10 protein-coding genes, 1 tRNA gene and 3 pseudogenes are annotated in these 16,678 nt (G+C 40.9%); 5 read left to right on the forward strand and 9 right to left on the reverse strand.

What is annotated here, in order from left to right; all coding sequences use genetic code 11:
- The first annotated feature begins 18 nt into the window (after positions 1 to 18).
- Complete coding sequence (locus tag CSD97_RS17065; protein ID WP_098032787.1) at positions 19 to 1,314, forward strand: acetylxylan esterase; 1,296 nt, start codon at positions 19 to 21, stop codon at positions 1,312 to 1,314.
- 353 nt (positions 1,315 to 1,667) lie between these two features.
- Here the strand turns inward: CSD97_RS17065 and CSD97_RS17070 are convergent, their stop codons facing one another.
- The 6 genes from CSD97_RS17070 to CSD97_RS17090 all read right to left on the reverse strand — a co-directional run bounded on the left by CSD97_RS17070 (position 1,668) and on the right by CSD97_RS17090 (position 12,136).
- Positions 1,668 to 2,840, reverse strand: coding sequence for a glycoside hydrolase family 88 protein (locus CSD97_RS17070; protein WP_098032788.1), 1,173 nt, complete (start codon positions 2,838 to 2,840; stop codon positions 1,668 to 1,670).
- Between the two features lie 37 nt (positions 2,841 to 2,877).
- Positions 2,878 to 3,570, reverse strand: a complete 693-nt coding sequence (locus CSD97_RS19135; protein ID WP_244284050.1) for a heparinase II/III family protein — start codon at positions 3,568 to 3,570, stop codon at positions 2,878 to 2,880.
- Positions 3,537 to 4,682 carry a DUF4962 domain-containing protein gene (locus tag CSD97_RS19140; protein WP_244284051.1) on the reverse strand — a complete coding sequence of 382 codons (1,146 nt, stop codon included), beginning with the start codon at positions 4,680 to 4,682 and terminating at the stop codon, positions 3,537 to 3,539. The genes CSD97_RS19135 and CSD97_RS19140 overlap by 34 nt, the downstream gene beginning before the upstream one ends.
- Positions 4,682 to 6,571 (reverse strand): FAD-dependent oxidoreductase, encoded by a 1,890-nt coding sequence (locus CSD97_RS17080; RefSeq protein WP_098032789.1) that lies wholly within the window; start codon positions 6,569 to 6,571, stop codon positions 4,682 to 4,684. The genes CSD97_RS19140 and CSD97_RS17080 overlap by 1 nt, the downstream gene beginning before the upstream one ends.
- Positions 6,572 to 6,802: 231 nt before the next feature.
- Positions 6,803 to 8,839 carry a RagB/SusD family nutrient uptake outer membrane protein gene (locus CSD97_RS17085; RefSeq protein WP_098032790.1) on the reverse strand — a complete coding sequence of 679 codons (2,037 nt, stop codon included), beginning with the start codon at positions 8,837 to 8,839 and terminating at the stop codon, positions 6,803 to 6,805.
- Positions 8,840 to 8,854: 15 nt separating this feature from the next.
- Entirely contained in the window at positions 8,855 to 12,136 is a 3,282-nt protein-coding gene (locus tag CSD97_RS17090) for a TonB-dependent receptor (RefSeq protein WP_244284052.1), read from the reverse strand.
- A gap of 245 nt (positions 12,137 to 12,381) precedes the next feature.
- Here CSD97_RS17090 and CSD97_RS17095 point away from each other — a divergent pair, with 245 nt between their 5' ends.
- The 4 genes and pseudogenes from CSD97_RS17095 to CSD97_RS17110 form a co-directional block, all read left to right on the forward strand.
- The gene (locus tag CSD97_RS17095; protein WP_005828444.1) at positions 12,382 to 12,987 is read left to right on the forward strand and encodes a thymidine kinase; all 606 of its coding nucleotides are present in this window, start codon (positions 12,382 to 12,384) and stop codon (positions 12,985 to 12,987) included.
- 22 nt (positions 12,988 to 13,009) lie between these two features.
- Positions 13,010 to 14,125, forward strand: a complete 1,116-nt coding sequence (locus tag CSD97_RS17100) for an AI-2E family transporter (RefSeq protein WP_098032792.1) — start codon at positions 13,010 to 13,012, stop codon at positions 14,123 to 14,125.
- A gap of 94 nt (positions 14,126 to 14,219) precedes the next feature.
- Positions 14,220 to 14,295: transfer RNA gene (locus CSD97_RS17105), tRNA-Lys, on the forward strand.
- Between the two features lie 267 nt (positions 14,296 to 14,562).
- A pseudogene (locus CSD97_RS17110) lies at positions 14,563 to 14,790 on the forward strand (Arm DNA-binding domain-containing protein); the annotation flags it as partial.
- An 81-nt stretch (positions 14,791 to 14,871) separates the two neighbouring features.
- Here CSD97_RS17110 and CSD97_RS17115 read toward each other — a convergent pair.
- The 3 genes and pseudogenes from CSD97_RS17115 to CSD97_RS17125 all read right to left on the reverse strand — a co-directional run.
- Positions 14,872 to 15,462, reverse strand: a pseudogene (locus CSD97_RS17115) (RteC domain-containing protein).
- Positions 15,463 to 15,466: 4 nt separating this feature from the next.
- Entirely contained in the window at positions 15,467 to 16,240 is a 774-nt protein-coding gene (locus tag CSD97_RS17120; RefSeq protein WP_098032793.1) for an N-acetyltransferase, read from the reverse strand.
- An 8-nt stretch (positions 16,241 to 16,248) separates the two neighbouring features.
- Positions 16,249 to 16,593: pseudogene (locus tag CSD97_RS17125) on the reverse strand (GyrI-like domain-containing protein); the annotation flags it as partial.
- Between the last annotated feature and the right edge of the window lie 85 nt (positions 16,594 to 16,678).

Raw genomic sequence — 16,678 nt, forward strand, 5'->3', positions numbered from 1 at the left:
TTTTAAATATTACAAGAAATGAATAAAACACTTATCATCAAATTAGTCTTGTTGTCTTTAGTGGTAATGAAGACAATGTATGTTTTTCCACAGCCACCCGAAAAACTAATAAAAATCACCGTTTCTCCCGATCATGCAGACTGGCTGTACAGAACCGGAGAGAAAGCAATCGTCTCTATTTGCGTATGGAAAAACCAAGTTCCCATGCAGAATGCTTCCATACACTATGAAATTTCAGAAGATTTAATGAAGCCCCACAAAGCGGAAAATACGATTCTGAAAGACGGTACACTCAAATTGTCATTAGGCACTTTGAAAAAAGCCGGCTTTCTACGCTGCAAAGTTATTGTGAATTACGAAAACCGCAAATATGAAGATGCGGTAACCATAGGTTTTTCTCCCGAAGAGCTTCGCCCCACAACGAAACGACCTGCAGACTTCAAGGAATTCTGGGAAAAAGAACTGAAAAAAGTCGCGGAACAGCCTCTTGACCCACGGATTACTTTACTGCCGGAGAAATGCACATCCAACGTAAATGTCTATCACATAAGCTTCCGTAACAACTGGGCCGGTTCGCGCATCTACGGCATTCTTTGTATTCCTAAAGATACTTCTAGGAAATATCCTGCCATACTGAAAGTTCCGGGAGCCGGAGTACGTGCCTATCATGGAGAAGTCTCTTTAGCATCACAAGGTGTCATTACCCTGGAAATAGGCATCCATGGCATCCCCGTGAATCTTCCCAACGAAGCATATACAATAGGAGGAGGTCCTTTGCTGAACTACCACGACAAAGGATTGGAATATAAGGAAGACTATTATTACAAACGGGTCTATTTAGGATGTAAGCGCGCCGTCGATTTCATCTATTCCCTCCCGGAATTCGACGGCAAAAACGTCATGACTTTCGGTGGCAGCCAAGGCGGAGCCTTGTCTCTTGTCACGACAGCCATCGACCGGCGCATCAAAGGAGCTGTCTGCTTCTATCCTGCTTTATGTGACATGGAAGGGTATCTTCATGGAAGAGCCGGAGGCTGGCCTCACATGTTCAAGAAACCCCAATACTGCAATCCCCAAGCAGTGGAAACGATACGTTACTACGATGTAGCCAATTTCGTTGCAGACATCCAAGTTCCAGTGTTCATGTCCTTCGGATATAATGACACGACTTGCCCGCCTACAACTTCTTATTCTGTCATGAACGAAATGAATTGTCCGGTTATTTCCCTCATTATCCCTGATTCCTATCATTTCATGTATCCGGAACAGAAAGAGGCGGCTGTATCATGGGCATTGAAGCTATTACGCAAATAGCATCACAAAGCAATATCAGTGAAAGGGGACAGACGAGGAAACAAAGAAACGAGGGAGACAAGAGAGAAAGCATCGAAAACGATTCTCATGTATCGTGTTCCTATTGATAGACTGGCATTCTTTCTATGTCACCTTACCCCTTATCAACAGAAAAAGTTGAGTTTACGAAACCTAAGTGAATATTTACATAACAAAACATTTGCGGGTTCAAGCACGTATTTAATATCTCAATATGATGCTTAACCTATCTCAGTCGTATATTGAGTTCACATCAACTACAAGTAAGGCTGCCTCATTTTTCTATGATGAGACAGCCCTCTCTTTTTGTAGATGAATAAACTTATATATCCTTCTTATTTCAGTGCCTTTTTATAACGTAACAACCCTTCCAGAAAATAATAATCTGCATAAGAAAGCGGTACATCCACCTCGCTTTTCTCAGGGAAATTGCCCACACTATGCTTTAATATAAAATTGCAGTTTGTGCCCGGTTCCGCCAAATATGTCGATGAAGCAAGCGTACGGAGCTGTTTCTCTGCCACATTCAAATAGTTTTGTCTGGCCTTTGCATCTTCAGTGAAAGAACTTAATTCAACAAAAGCCGAAGCCATTATTGCACCAGCAGAAGCATCACGATATTCGTTACCGTTGGGAGCATCAAAGTCCCAATACGGAATGCCATCGACCGGTAAACGTGAAAGCAACATATTTCCCACGCATTCTGCCTGAGACAAATACCTTTTGTCTTCTGTCATACGATACATCATTGTATAACCATACAAAGCCCATGCCTGCCCACGTCCCCATGACGATTCGTCGGAATAGCCCTGGACTGTTTGTTTACTACGAACATGTCCATCCTTTGGGTCATAGTCAACCAAATGATAAGAAGAATAATCCTCCCGGAAATGATTTTTGAGAGTAGTATCCGCATGGCTTCGGGCTACATAGGCCAAAGAATCATCATCAAAGGCTTTCGAAGCAAACATCAACAATTCTAGATTCATCATATTATCGATGATAACAGGGTATTTCCAATCACGGCGTAGAAAATCCCAACTCTGTATAACTCCCGTTATAGGGCTGAAACGAGTAGCTAATGATTTCGCTCCCTGATGAAGCACCTTTTCATAATCCTTGTTTCCTATCAAGCGAAGACCGTTACCGTAACTGCAATTCAATTGGAAACCGACATCGTGGTCATGAGTCACATACTGGATCGGATCAAGTTTCAAAGTATTCTTTTCAGCCAATAATTTAACTGTATCGTTTTGCGTATATTCATAAATATACCAAAGGGAACCTGGATAAAATCCACTGCACCACCAATAAATGGTAGAAGACTTGAATGTACTATCATGGGTAATGGTCTGCGGCATCGTCTTATCGTCCAAACGAGCGTCCATTGCAACATATTGCTGTTCGGCTACACTGAATACACGGTCTATCAATGCCTCCATCGGCTCTTGCTTTGTGCAAGAAGCCATAATAACAAGTAAACTAAATAAAAGCCATTTCTGTTTCATAAACTCATTTTTTATCAAATTATAAATCAAGCGTAATTTATCCGATAGGAACTAAAGTTGTTTTAAACAAAGATTTCCGGTCTGCCGGAAGCCGGGTCTCAAATCCTACACGTATGCTTTCAGGATTGGACTCGTCATAATCATGAGAAGGAGTGTTCGACCATATTTTCATCTCAACATCTTTTAAGGATGTTACAGTCAGTAACATCCTCTGACCAGCTTCAGTCAACTCTATCTGATTCTTACTAATAATCCTTGCATCTGCCGGAGTTACCATTATCCATGTAACCATGGCCTGCTCCCCACCCGTAACCAATTCATCCTCTACAACCAACTCATCTTCTTTATTCAGATAAACGGTACGCGTAGTTTTCTTTATACAATCAGCAAAGACACTCGTCATATCTATTTTCACCCCTTTTCGTTCATTGGTTTCAAACGTTTGTTCAAAAGTCGCATGACTATTGACCAAATGTCGATTACCATTTATCGTAAGAGTATTATGTGCCATATTGTTGAGGCGAAACACTTCCCAACGTTGTCCTTCCTGAGATTGATTCCATAAATCCACTCCTTTACTCTCCAAGCTAAAATAATTCTGCATACCAAGGTCTATGGCCCATCGTACACCGTTCTTCTCATAAATGAATGAACCGGCATCCATATGCGCATGAGGAGTACGGGGGGAACCTCCTTTCACTGCCAGATAACTATCTTTTCGCTCTCCCATCCACCCCGATAAACAAAAACAGGGGTTGCCCCGCGATTACACCAGAAACGACGTACCGGTTGCTGAATATTCTTCAGATTCTGGTCCAGGCAAAAAATCATCAGACATGGCAACAAACGCTCTTCCACAAATTCAACGGACGCATTCTTCAGATTCTGGTTCTCAAGCCACAATAAAGATAAATCATCTAACCTTTTAGCAAACCAAAACATCATCATATTGCACTTTACCTCGTTAACCGCATCCGAGAAATTAAAATATCCTCCGCTTGGAGCCATCATATACTCCATAAAATATGCAGAGTTCAAGAAACCCGGAGCTTCAGCAAGCCTCCGGTCATCACCAAAGGCACTTTCCAAGGCTGCTATCAACATAACTTGAAAGCTGGTACCATATCCCCAATAATGGTAACCTTCCGGATACCCTCCATCAGGTCCATATACATTCATCACTTTAGGATTTGTAGCCAAGCACCTCTCGATTATTGCCTTAGCCTTATCAGAAGCCGTTTCATATAAGGCTATAGCCCCATAAGTCAATCCACTATTACATACCGAATTCCAGTTACTGGCCGAAGTATAAAAAAACGCATCAGGGTCAGCGGCATCAAAGCCTTTTTCAATAATAGCATCACCGATAATGCCACGCGCCTCCGGCTTTAAGTAATCATAAAGCCAATCATAGCCTATAGCCAATGCCATCACCATTTCACCGACATCCAAGAAATGAGAAGGATTCCAATCTCTAAAACGGCTTACCGCCAACATCTCCTGCTCTGCACGTTGTGCATATCGCTCATCTTTTGTCATACGGTATGCGTATGAAAGATAAAAAATACGTTTAAATGCCAATCGAGATATACCCAATAAACGTTTACCCTCCAAGATACGTTCTACCGGCTTCTGAAGCAGCATCATAGCACATTCACTCAAAATACGTTCATGGACGTTTGCCAACTGAGGATATTCGGCCATCATTTTCTTAATAGCCACATCTCCTTCTAAAGGCCACAATAAACGAGGATGAGGCGCTATTTTTTCATAATCAAATGACTGTGCATACAAAGATACAAAACAAAGTATGCCAATAAAAAATATACAAACTCTTTTCATCACTTTAAATGTTGTCCCAAATAAAATATTCGAGGCTTCTTCAAAGGAGGTTGTTCGTTAAAATTCTGATTATCAGGAATACCTATCTTTTTACCTGCCCCTTCTTGCATCAACAAACGTAGTTCCGACAAATGCCTCTGATAGACCATGCGCGGAGTAGTCTGATACTTTTTGCATAATGAAGCCGCCATGCCTACAACTTCTCCCATCATCCCCGTCGTACGCATTACACGCACGGTACCCAAAGCTACATGAGTTACACTAATATTACGTCCCGCCATCAAAAGATTGTCAATATTCCTAGAATAAAGACAACGGTAAGGAACAGCATAGGGATATATATGTATATGTTCGGTTTCCGCTTTAAAAGGAGATGCAGGAAAATGACTTGCATTTACCGAATCGGGAAAGTGCAAATCAAGACTCCAAGTAGTAGCAAAGGAAGCATCTTCATGAAATACATTTTTATCAATATCATCTTGTTTCAAAATATAATCTCCCAACAAGCGCCGTGACTCACGTTTACCCGCAATATAAGCAACCCATTCTAATTTACGATTTAAATATTCATGATTATCCTTTAACCTATTCTTCAAGAAGCTCCAGTTCGAATATACCACCAACAAACCATAATCACGGATTCGTTCAAAATCATCAATCTGATTAAAATTCATTCCTGTCTCCCACTGCCATTCACCCATGGTCACTTTTTCACAGTTATCCTCACTAAAAGTAATCCCATAATTGAACTTCGGGAAACTGCTTTTCTGTTCTGTTTCAACGGAATACCACTGTACAGATGCTCCCATAGTCATCTTATCAGCCTTTTCCGGTGCCAAGTCCTCCCCATATTCCGCTTTAGCCTCACGTCCCATACGATAGTCTGCCCCTGCCAGAAAGCCTATCGTACCGTCTCCCGTACAATCTGAAAACAGAGGAGCGGCCAAAGTCTGTTCCTCTCCCGTTTCTATATGCTTGATGACCACCGCGGATATTTTCTTATCCTTCATTTCTACCGCTATAGCTCGATAGTTTGCAAATAACGTGATGTTTTTTTCATCAGCAACCACTTTCAGTTTCTTCTCATCCTCATATTTTTCTGCCGATTGCGCATTCCCTTCAGTAGAATGACCAAATTCACGTATCATACGTCCCAATCCTTTATTAGGCCCCACTTCGATAGTTCCTCCCAAATGAACACGGATTTCAGAACTATTGTTACCTCCCAATACCGGACGGTCATTCACCAGTGCGACCTTACATCCGAAGCGTGCAGCTGAGGTCGCAGCACATATACCGGCAATGCCACCGCCAACTACTACCAAATCATATTCAGTGGTCTCTATCGGCTTGAATGGTAAATTCAACATATTCCTTCGAAACACCTCTAATTCTTGTTCTGATGCAGGAGGCAATTTTCCGGCTTCTGTAGTCAGATAAATGGCATCACACCGGCCATTAAACCCTGTCAAGTCATGCAGAGAAATAATACTTCCTCCTGCTTTCACAGACACTTTCCCTGCACTTTGCCACATCCATTCTTCGCCTTCATCACCTAATATAGGCGTAAGCCTCCTATTATCTATTTTTAAGACAAATTTGCCAGGTCCTTTCATTTCACTCCAAGGAGAAGTCCAGTTATAAGTACGAACATACACATAATAAGTTCCATCTTCCGGAAAATTGATGGTTGTAGATGCATCCTTAACTGGCACTCCCATTCCGTGAGCCATCAGATAAGGAGACCCCATCAAATCCATAAACTGCTGGTCAACCACCCATCCACCTTTATTCTCAAAGTTTTCAGCTTCAATCCAAAGATGGGCAGCAAGTGCCAGTTGGGAAACAATCAATGCAACAAATATAAACAAACAGCGTTTTATACTCATTTTCAATACGTTATTATATTATTATACTTTTAAACATCAGAATTATTATTCATGAGAAAAAAGCAAGGGAGTGCCAAAACTGAGTAAAAGAACGCAAATTACAAGTCAAATAAGCTCTAATTATCAGAAGTATAAGAAAGCATTATTTGTGTAATTTGTGTTCTAAACTTTATTTTGACACACCTTCACTTTTAAATAAAGGAACAAAAAGCCCCTGTTTATGCAAAACACTTACTGCATCGCTACTTCATTAGGAACAGTAGGCCAATATGGATTCTGATAAAGAGGAGAATCTTCTATATTTCCGCTTTTCGTTGTATAATCAAAATGATAAATACTCAAAGGAGAAAGATAATGGGCCATCTTCCAACGATAACCGTCAAATACGGTAGAAGCATTCGTTTTTTCATACGGACGGAGATAATTACTCAGTTCCGGTGACGATACATTAGAAGTTTTATTATCCGCTCCCCAAATCAATAAGCTTTCTCCCGTTTTCGGATTTTTATAAGCCGGATCATCATGCATATCGCTACCCCAGAAATTGATTCCCTCAATATGATAAGGAGTAGTAATCATCTGATCCATAGCCCTCCAGCGGTGCAAGTCCATATCTCTTAAACCTTCTGCCATCAATTCACTACGACGTTCACGACGAATATTGAACAACGTCGGATTCACCAATACGTTAGCCGAATAAGCTCCCCAGTCATTATCTTTTTCTTTCTGCATGTCAGTCAAGGCAATCGTCTTCTCAAAGTCAGTATCTACTCTGGCACGCTTACGCAGAATCTTCCAATATTCAGCAGCATTAGCATCTACCGTTCCATTCACTTCATAGCTTGCCTCCATATAATTCAACAACGCTTCGGCTGCACGAAATATCGGACAACCGGTAAAGCCCTTACCTTGCATACAATGAATCTGATCGAAAGATCCCCCTTTACGAAGAGCATATCCGGTAGAGTAACAACCATTATCTACACCGGACAAGATGTCAGGCATAGGCTCTACCGGAACTGCTTGTGTTCCGGCCGAATTCTTCACCAAAATGTTCTTTTGCCCCGGTTCTTTCAAGAAAAGGCTCAATCGAGAGTCACGGTCTTTACGCACATCCGCAATAGTCAAATCTCCATTATAGCCACTGCCAGCAGCATAGATAGGCATGCCGTTCGCCATCAAGAATCCCTCTACCAAACCGCGAGTAACCCCTACTCCATAATTACTTTTATTGACCATCTCGTTTACATTGTGGCAAACTCCCAATGCTTGGCTGTACTCTCTCCACAGCAACACCTCCTTATACTTGGACAAATCTGTACCATAAAACATAGCCATAAAAGGATTCTCCTGCTCAGCAGCATCTTGAGGAACAACTCCTGTATTGGCAGTCAGACTATTTTTATAGACTTCTGCCACTTCCTTAGCCGCCTCCATCGCGATTTTTAGGAAATATAGGCTTTCTGCCTCCACACTTCCAGTAGGATATTCATAGTTCGCATTGTAATCCTTTGTCTTTCCTGGCCATCCTGGACCATTAGGTACAAAAGGAGTATTCGCAAAATATTTTAACCAGCTACCTTCATACAAGGCCACACGCGATTTCAACAATAGAGCCACATCACGGCTAAGGCGAGTTTTGCGTCCAATCTGACTTGTGGGCTTCATTAAATCAATCGCATTATCCAAGTCAGAAATAATAAAACGAGCCACTTCGTTACGCGGAGCACGTTTACTTGCTCTAATCAACGCATCCTCCTGGTCGGGTAGCACTGCGGTAACTATAGGAAAATCGCCCATCAATTGCAGACGCTTGAAATATTCATGCGCACGGAGAAAATAAATTTCTCCTATATACTGTTCAATATCTGCTTTATTCCCTCCAATAGCACCTGCCTCATATTTTGGCAAAACTTGTTCAAAGAAATAATTACACTTACGGATATTGTCAAAATAATATCCATCCGATGTATTTTGTTGTGAGACCATCCAACGATCCAACGTATAGCGGTTATTCGCCCCTCTGGCAGCTTGGTTATCAGTATCTTTATCTTTGCCATGAAGACCATAGTCCGCCGAACTTGTATGGGAAGGTAGAAAATCTACATACAAATTATTCGCATAAGCCTCTAAATGAGAAGCATCAGAAAAATAAGCATCAGAAAATATATCAGATGTGGGTTTCTCATCCAAAAAATCATTGCAGGAAATCGTACATAAACCAAATATCAATGCAATTCCCGCACTTTTTAAAATAGTATATCTCATAGTCTTTCTTATTGATTATAACGTTATGTTTACACCTACCGACAAAGATTTCGAAATAGGATAAGACTGTCCGTTGAGGCCAGCAGTAGTGGAGACACCACCAAATACAGTTTCCGGATCCAGCATATCCGGTAATTTAGTACCAGTCCAAAGATTTTCGCCAGAGAAAAATACACGAAGCTTTGCAATTCCCATCCGATTGGTGAAAGCTGCCGGTAAGGTATAGCCTATCTGCAGATTCTTCAGACGTATGTAAGAAGCATCCTGCAGGTAACGGGTTTGCTTCTTGACATTCTTCGTATTATTCAGCAAGGGGCGTGGATAATACGAATTGATGTTCTCTTCCAGCCCATAATAAGGTTCTTCACGGAAATAGTCCAAATGTTGTTTAAAGCCGACAGAATACCATACATTTTCACAAGTAGCTCCCCAGAAATAAGAGTTTCTTGTCGTAGGCCAATAGTCACGCTTCATAACCCCTTGAAAGAAAGCACGTACATCAAATCCTTTCCAATCGGCACTCAAATCCAAACCAAACAGAAAACGAGGTGTAGAGTTACCTATCTTTTTCAAATCGCCATGATCGTCATACTTATTGGCTCCAGAGTCTATCTTACCATCCTTATTTAGGTCTGCATACATAATATCTCCAGCCCCCCACTTGGTCCCTACTTTATCTTGTCCTCCATTGGGCAAAGTAGCCAAATGAGCATCCATCTCCTCTTGAGACTTTGCAATGCCAATCGTTTCATATCCCCAGAGTTCACCGGTCAAATGCCCAGCTGTATAAGTGCCGATTGTCAAATTTGGATTGGGATAAGCCAGAATCTTAGTTTGTGAATCGGACAACAAGAAAGTAGCCTTATATCCTAACCCATTCTTCAAGCGATCCTGCCAAGTTAGACTCAATTCAAAGCCATACGTCTTCAAATCCGTATTGTTTGTTTTAGGCACATTCGTTCCCAATATTTCCGGTAACGTCGGTGCCGGACCTACCATATCCGTCGTTTTACGTACAAAATAATCGAAACTACCGGTGAAGCGATTATCGAACAATCCCCAGTCCAAACCAATATTCCAACTCTTTATACGTTCCCAGGTCAATGTAGAACTAATCAAACCCGGCATCTTAGTGATATTCGGTTTCTTACCATTTTGCAACCATGTACCGGCATTTGTCTTTATATCCAACACCTGATATGTGGGATAAGGGTTGGAAGTATTTTGATTGCCTAACTCACCATAAGAGCCACGTATCTTCAATGAATTGACCACCTCTGCAAACGATTTCCAGAAATCTTCATGAGCTATATTCCATCCCAAAGAGAATGAGGGAAACATATCCCAGCGATTGTCATTACGAAAGCGGGAAGAACCGTCATAGCGTAAGTTAACTTCTGCCAAATAACGCCCTTTATAGTCATAATTGATACGTCCAAAGAAACCAGCTGTTGCCCATCTGGTAGTGGAGCCGCCAATAGTAGGAGTAACCGCATTCCCTTTATAATCCATTCCAGTTGTTATATCAATCTCATCGTAACCATTTACTATAACCCCTTGTCTTCCTCCACTAAAGCCATGCCATTTGTTGTGTTCCATTTGGAAACCAGCCATTACCTTAAGATTGTGATTATTCTTCAGATTAAAATTATACTCAGAATAAGCATTCAAGTTGACATAGTCTGTCCTCTCCGTATTTTCACGAATACCAGAGGTATTACCTTTAGAATTAATCGTGGCCTCACCTAAAGCATTATATACATAAGTATAATAGGTAGATTCATGCCAATCATATCTCTTGGATTTATAATTAAAATCAATATGAGTCACCCAGTTTTTAATTGGTTCCAATACAATTCCCAGCTGTTGATACATATAGTCAGTTTGCGAAGTTGTACGCCCGCCATCTTGTAACGCCAAAATCGGATTAGAGTTACCGAACAAATGACCATTACTATCATATATCGGAAGAACTGGCCATGTCTGACGTGGCATATCCTCAAAAAATGCAGCCCCCATTTTAGTTGGCTTGCCATATTCCGTACGAGTAAAGCGGGTACCAACATTTAAACGCGCCCATTCTGTCAGATTCACATTCATCTTGGCATTGATAGACATACGTTCATATTTTTCTTGATTCACTTTCAACAGCCCATTCTGGTCTAAAATATTACCGGACACATAATATTTCATCTTATCTGTACCTCCACTGAAACTAAGATTATGTTCTTGAGAAAATGCATGTTTCTGCCAAATGGCATCATACCAATCCGTATTGGCATTTCCTTGTGTCCATGCATCAGCCCAGTTCACTCCATCTGCTTTCACAGGAATCGGTTCCTTTAAAGTACCGTTTTGGAAATCCTGAATACGCTGCATGGTCATTTCATCAAAACGAGCGCCCGAATTATTATTCAAAGCCGCTTCGTTGAAATAGGCTGCAAAAGAATAGGAGTCTAATATCTCTGGAACTACGATTGGTGTAACCCAACGGAAATTATTATTATAATTCACTTTAGCCTTTCCTTTAGAGCCACTTTTGGTAGTAACCAACACGACTCCAAACGGTGCACGCGAACCATATATAGAAGAGGCCGCAGCATCTTTTAACACCGAAATATTTTCCACATCTTGCGGATTAATAGAATTCAAATCCCCTTCCATGCCATCAATAAGTACCAGCGGATTACCGGAAGATCCTTCACCTATTGTTCCAGTACCTCGTACTTTTATACTTCCGCTTTGATTCAATTCACCACTTGTAAATGAGACTTGGAGTCCCGGAACCACTCCCTGCAATCCCTGAGAAAGGTTAGTAATAGGTCGTGCTTCTAAAGACTTGGAATCTACGACTCCTACCGAACCTGTTAGATTTACCTTTTTCTGTGTACCGAAACCCACAACAACCACCTCATCCAGTGTTTGCGAATCATCTTTCATCGTCACATTCAGAACATTCCCAGTTACTACAATTTCCTGTACTTTATAACCGATATAAGAAAATACCAGCGTTTTTCCTTTTTGAACATTCAAAGAGAAATTACCATCCAAATCCGTGACAGCTCCTGTACTTCCTCCCTTTACTGCAACAGACACGCCTATTAATGCCTCTCCTGCGGAGTCTGTAACATGCCCTTTTACAGTAATGGTACCAGCTTGTTCTACGGATGCAAACCCTGTAGTCAATGTTTCTGCCGCCAGCATAGGGGTTGCTCCAAATACAGCCAACCAAACCAATGTTTGCGCTAATTTCCGTCTGCGTGCTTTTATCAGACAATGCCATAAATTTTCTTTCATAAGTATCTTATTATGATTTAATGATGCCACAAATATCTAATCTTTGCCGATAACATGAAAGAATTTCCAGTTAAATCACCGGGAACGTTTTCAAAAGGAAAGTTTGCAGAATATATCAGTCAAGACCGTAAAGAGCTTATAAAGCGATGCAACTAGACTATAGATGAAAAAGAATTATTATCTTTGCCACGCTCAACTTAAAGTGCATAAAATTACTTTTGCGCTTAAATATAACACTTGAAAGCATGGTATTATTTTCAGAAGATCATATACAGGAAACAAAACGCAGGGGAAGAATTGAGGTCATTTGCGGTTCCATGTTCTCCGGCAAAACCGAAGAGCTGATAAGGAGACTGAAACGGGCAAAGTTTGCCAAACAACGCGTAGAGATATTCAAGCCTGCCATAGACACCCGTTATTCCGAAGCCGATGTAGTATCGCATGACAGTCATTCCATAGCCTCCACTCCCATCGATTCATCTGCCAGTATTCTGCTGTTCACTTCAGAGATAGATGTAGTGGGCATTGACGAAGCCCAGTTCTTTGACAGCGGCCTGATTGATGTATGCAACCAGCTTGCCAACAATGGTATACGCGTCATTGTAGCCGGACTGGATATGGACTTCCGCGGTATTCCATTCGGTCCTATGCCGGGACTGTGTGCCATTGCAGACGAAGTTTCCAAAGTACATGCCATCTGTGTGAAATGCGGCCAACTCGCCTCTTTCTCCCACCGCACCGTCAAGAACGACAAACAAGTACTGCTGGGAGAAACCGAAGAGTACGAACCGCTATGCCGGGAGTGCTATCAGCAAGCCATCCAAGCCGACCAAAAGGAAAGCGGTCATTAAAGAATACAAAAAACAGAGCATTATGGAACGCAAAAAGATTACATTCGACAGTTTTATCCGCGGTGTCATACTCGGTGTCATTATTATCGGCATCCTTATGCTCTTCAAGCGTCTAAGCGGCGTATTGCTGCCATTCTTCATCGCATGGCTCATTGCCTATCTGATATACCCCCTGGTCACCTTTTTCCAGTACAGATTAAGGCTCAAGAACCGGGTCATATCCATCTTCTGCGCCTTATTCAGTATTCTGATTGTAGGAGGAACCGCATTTTATCTGCTTGTGCCTCCCATGATGGACGAATTCGTCAGGGTAAAAGATTTGGTAATAGACTACTTTTCCAACGGAACCCACGACGGCAATGTGCCCAAAACACTCTCTGAATTCCTTCGTGAGAACATAGACACCCAGTTTGTCACCCAATTGTTCAAGGAAGAGAATATGCTGAACGCCATCAAGGAAACCGTTCCCCGGCTCTGGTCCTTGCTGTCAGAATCCGTCAATCTACTGTTCAGCTTCTTCACTTTCTTTCTCATTCTTCTCTATATAATCTTCATATTGCTGGACTATGAAAGCATTTCCGAAGGGTGGCCCCACCTGGTACCACAGAAATACCGGCCCTTCGTAATCAATGTAATGAACGATGTGAAAGACGGCATGAACAGATACTTCCGCGGACAAGCATTCGTGGCATTGTGTGTCGGTATTCTGTTCAGTATAGGTTTTCTGATTATTGATTTCCCACTGGCCATTGGGCTCGGCTTGTTCATCGGTGCTTTAAACCTAGTGCCTTATTTACAGATTATCGGCTTTATACCTACCATCGTGCTGGCCATACTGAAAGCAGCGGATACGGGAGGAAACTTCTGGATTATCATTGCATCGGCCCTTGCGGTATTCATCATAGTACAAGCCATTCAAGACGGATTCATCGTACCGCGTGTCATGGGGAAAATTACGGGCCTGAACCCTGCCATCATCCTACTGTCTTTATCAATTTGGGGCTCATTGATGGGTATGCTGGGTATGATTATAGCACTTCCGCTTACCACCCTTATGCTCTCCTACTATCAACGTTTCATCATAAACAGAGAAAAAATTCACAAGTTTGAACAGACTGATAATCAACAAGAAAAGTAAAAGCAGAAGTCGTTCTCAAAACTTTTTCCCTTAATCCATTTGTTTTTTAAACAAAAGTAGCTATCTTTGCACCCGCTTAACAGCAATAAGGTCTGATTCGCTAGCTCAGCAGGTAGAGCACAACACTTTTAATGTTGGGGTCCTGGGTTCGAGCCCCAGGCGGATCACCAAGAAGCTGGACAAAACCAGACAAAGAAAAGACAACTCCTACAATATCAAGGTATTGCAGGAGTTTTTTCTTTGTATAAAGTCCGTGACCTAAGACACGAAATGGTCACAAAAAGACATACTTTCGTGACCAATTCGTGACTTGTCCGACCTTTCGGATTTTAGGTCACGGAATGTCTGAAATTGGCGGTTTGTTGTCTTGATTTGTCCGTACTGCAAATATCTCATTTTCAGTTCATCAATTTAATTTTGTAACTAAAAAAGAGATTATGAGAAGTACTTTCAAGCTACTCTATTTCGTCAAACGAAATGCAGTAAAGAAGAACGGCAACGCACCGATTATCGCACGTATCACTATCGACCAAGTTGTAGCCCAGTTCAACACCAAACTGGAAATAAATCCGGCTCACTGGAGCGTGAAGTTAGGCAAGGCTTCCGGCAGAACCGCAGAAGCCGTACATATCAATTCTATGCTGGAAAGCATCCACAGCACGGTACCCCAACAAGACTAAATGGTTGATTTATAAGATTGAAGCAATATAATACTGGCGAAAAGAAAAACAGAAGTTTGTCATTTACTATCCTTCGTCCATTCGTTTGACTAAGCTGTCTTGCAAACGACTAAGATATGCCGTCCAATCCTTCTTCCGTTCTTTCATGGCAATATAAGCGGCATAATAATCGCCTAACTCCATTTAGAGCACCGTACTGAGAAAATTCATCATTTCTTTTATTCCCACGTTGCCATTGTTAATGCCACCCGAAGAAACAAGGTTGAGAAATTCAGGTCTTTATCGAATTGTGCGCTATCGGTACATAGGCGTAAATCAAACTTTCCACGAACAACATAATATTCATCATACAAGGTCGAATGAAAACGATAATATTGGTAAAAGTCCAGATTACGGTTAAAGAAGCAGGTCAGGTTATCCAGTTCTTTACTTAATATAGTTTCTGATTACATCATTACTACCATCGGGGCATTGTGTTTCTATCCGATAAATCTTATAGAAGGAATGAATTTGCAGTTTTGTTTTTAAATCATTGAGAACCGCTTGCAAACGACGCACTATTGAAAGAAAAGTTTCAACAATATCATAACCGTAGAGGTCGATTTCAGATATATTGACCTCTATTTCAGCTAACATGTTATTAACCAGTTCTTTCATTTTACTACTTTAATAGTTTTGTAAATTTAGACTCAGTACAAATACTTAAATCCGTAGTTACAAACTTCCCATTGTAAAAAAGAGAAAATATAGTAGCTGGTGTAGGAGAGTTTTGTGCTTGCTCTCTCGTTTCCAATTTAATTACTTTCAAAGGAATATTTCTTTCTTGCGCAAGAACACGCAACACTCCATTTACATAATAATCCGTATATGGGCAACGATTAGAATAATAAGCCACTATTCCCAGTTTGTCGGGGCATTCTCCACTTTTGACGCAATCATTAAAATATGGAACTGCACTATTCTCATGAAAACTCATTACCAACAATGAAAATCCATTTGGAAGTTTTTCTATTTCCTTAAAGCCATGTTGCAGCAACCATTTCGTATCACTCATAAAATGGTTCTTTTTTGTACCTACAACAGTAACCAATCCATTTTTTTGTTGCTTTTTTGCATCTTCAATCACAAATTGGAGTAAATTATATCCATGCCCTTGACCTTTATACTGCCCTGAAACCCAAAAACAATTAATCATTAAATAATTAGGGGCAGTAACCGGAAGCCACGCATATTCAGCAGGAACATATTCTATAAAAACTTTGGCTCGTGCATCAAGCCGCCTAAAAACATAGCCATTAGCAAATTCCTTTTTTAGCCATTCCTTTTTGGACTCATATCCTTCCAAGCATTTTTTGTCAGAGAATGCGCAGCAGATATGTTCTTTATCTATATTATCCTCTGTTAGAGTTATATATTTAGGTAAACTATTTTCCATGCTTTTATTTATTTTATCGGTATGTAGATTTTGGTGATACTCTCTTTTTTATTTTCTTTTGAATAATTGATATACTCCTCAAAAGACATCCCATGACGAAGTGAATATTCTTGGCTTACGTTAATGATGTTATACCAGTCCTGCAAATCAGTATAATACCCCTGCAACGTATAGACCGCATATTTACCTTGTGGTAGCCGGATTGTACCAAATTCACAAGTAGGCATAATTTCCTTTTGTACCGATGCACAAGCATAGAAACGACATTGATTAGGGTTTGTCACATTAGGGTCGTCAAAACTTAACCCAATAAAACGTGTATCGGGCAGAAGTAAGTCATTGCTCTTTAAGAAGCTGTTTTGAAATGATTAAATTATTTATATTTATCTGTTAATCAGTTGGTTAATTGAAATAATTTTCGTAACTTTATGGTTGCAA

Origin of the sequence: Bacteroides sp. AR29, from assembly GCF_900217715.1 — a bacterium.
GTDB lineage: Bacteria > Bacteroidota > Bacteroidia > Bacteroidales > Bacteroidaceae > Bacteroides > Bacteroides uniformis.

Bases quoted from the DNA above. Each gene is read 5' to 3' on its own strand.
- CSD97_RS17065 (WP_098032787.1), top strand. From the start codon at position 19: ATGAATAAAACACTTATCATCAAATTAGTCTTGTTGTCTTTAGTGGTA.
- CSD97_RS19135 (WP_244284050.1), bottom strand. From the start codon at position 3,570: ATGGGAGAGCGAAAAGATAGTTATCTGGCAGTGAAAGGAGGTTCCCCC.
- CSD97_RS17080 (WP_098032789.1), bottom strand. From the start codon at position 6,571: ATGAGTATAAAACGCTGTTTGTTTATATTTGTTGCATTGATTGTTTCC.
- CSD97_RS17085 (WP_098032790.1), bottom strand. From the start codon at position 8,839: ATGAGATATACTATTTTAAAAAGTGCGGGAATTGCATTGATATTTGGT.
- CSD97_RS17120 (WP_098032793.1), bottom strand. From the start codon at position 16,240: ATGGAAAATAGTTTACCTAAATATATAACTCTAACAGAGGATAATATA.
- CSD97_RS17095 (WP_005828444.1), top strand. From the start codon at position 12,382: ATGGTATTATTTTCAGAAGATCATATACAGGAAACAAAACGCAGGGGA.
- CSD97_RS17100 (WP_098032792.1), top strand. From the start codon at position 13,010: ATGGAACGCAAAAAGATTACATTCGACAGTTTTATCCGCGGTGTCATA.
- CSD97_RS19140 (WP_244284051.1), bottom strand. From the start codon at position 4,682: ATGAAAAGAGTTTGTATATTTTTTATTGGCATACTTTGTTTTGTATCT.
- CSD97_RS17070 (WP_098032788.1), bottom strand. From the start codon at position 2,840: ATGAAACAGAAATGGCTTTTATTTAGTTTACTTGTTATTATGGCTTCT.
- CSD97_RS17090 (WP_244284052.1), bottom strand. From the start codon at position 12,136: ATGAAAGAAAATTTATGGCATTGTCTGATAAAAGCACGCAGACGGAAA.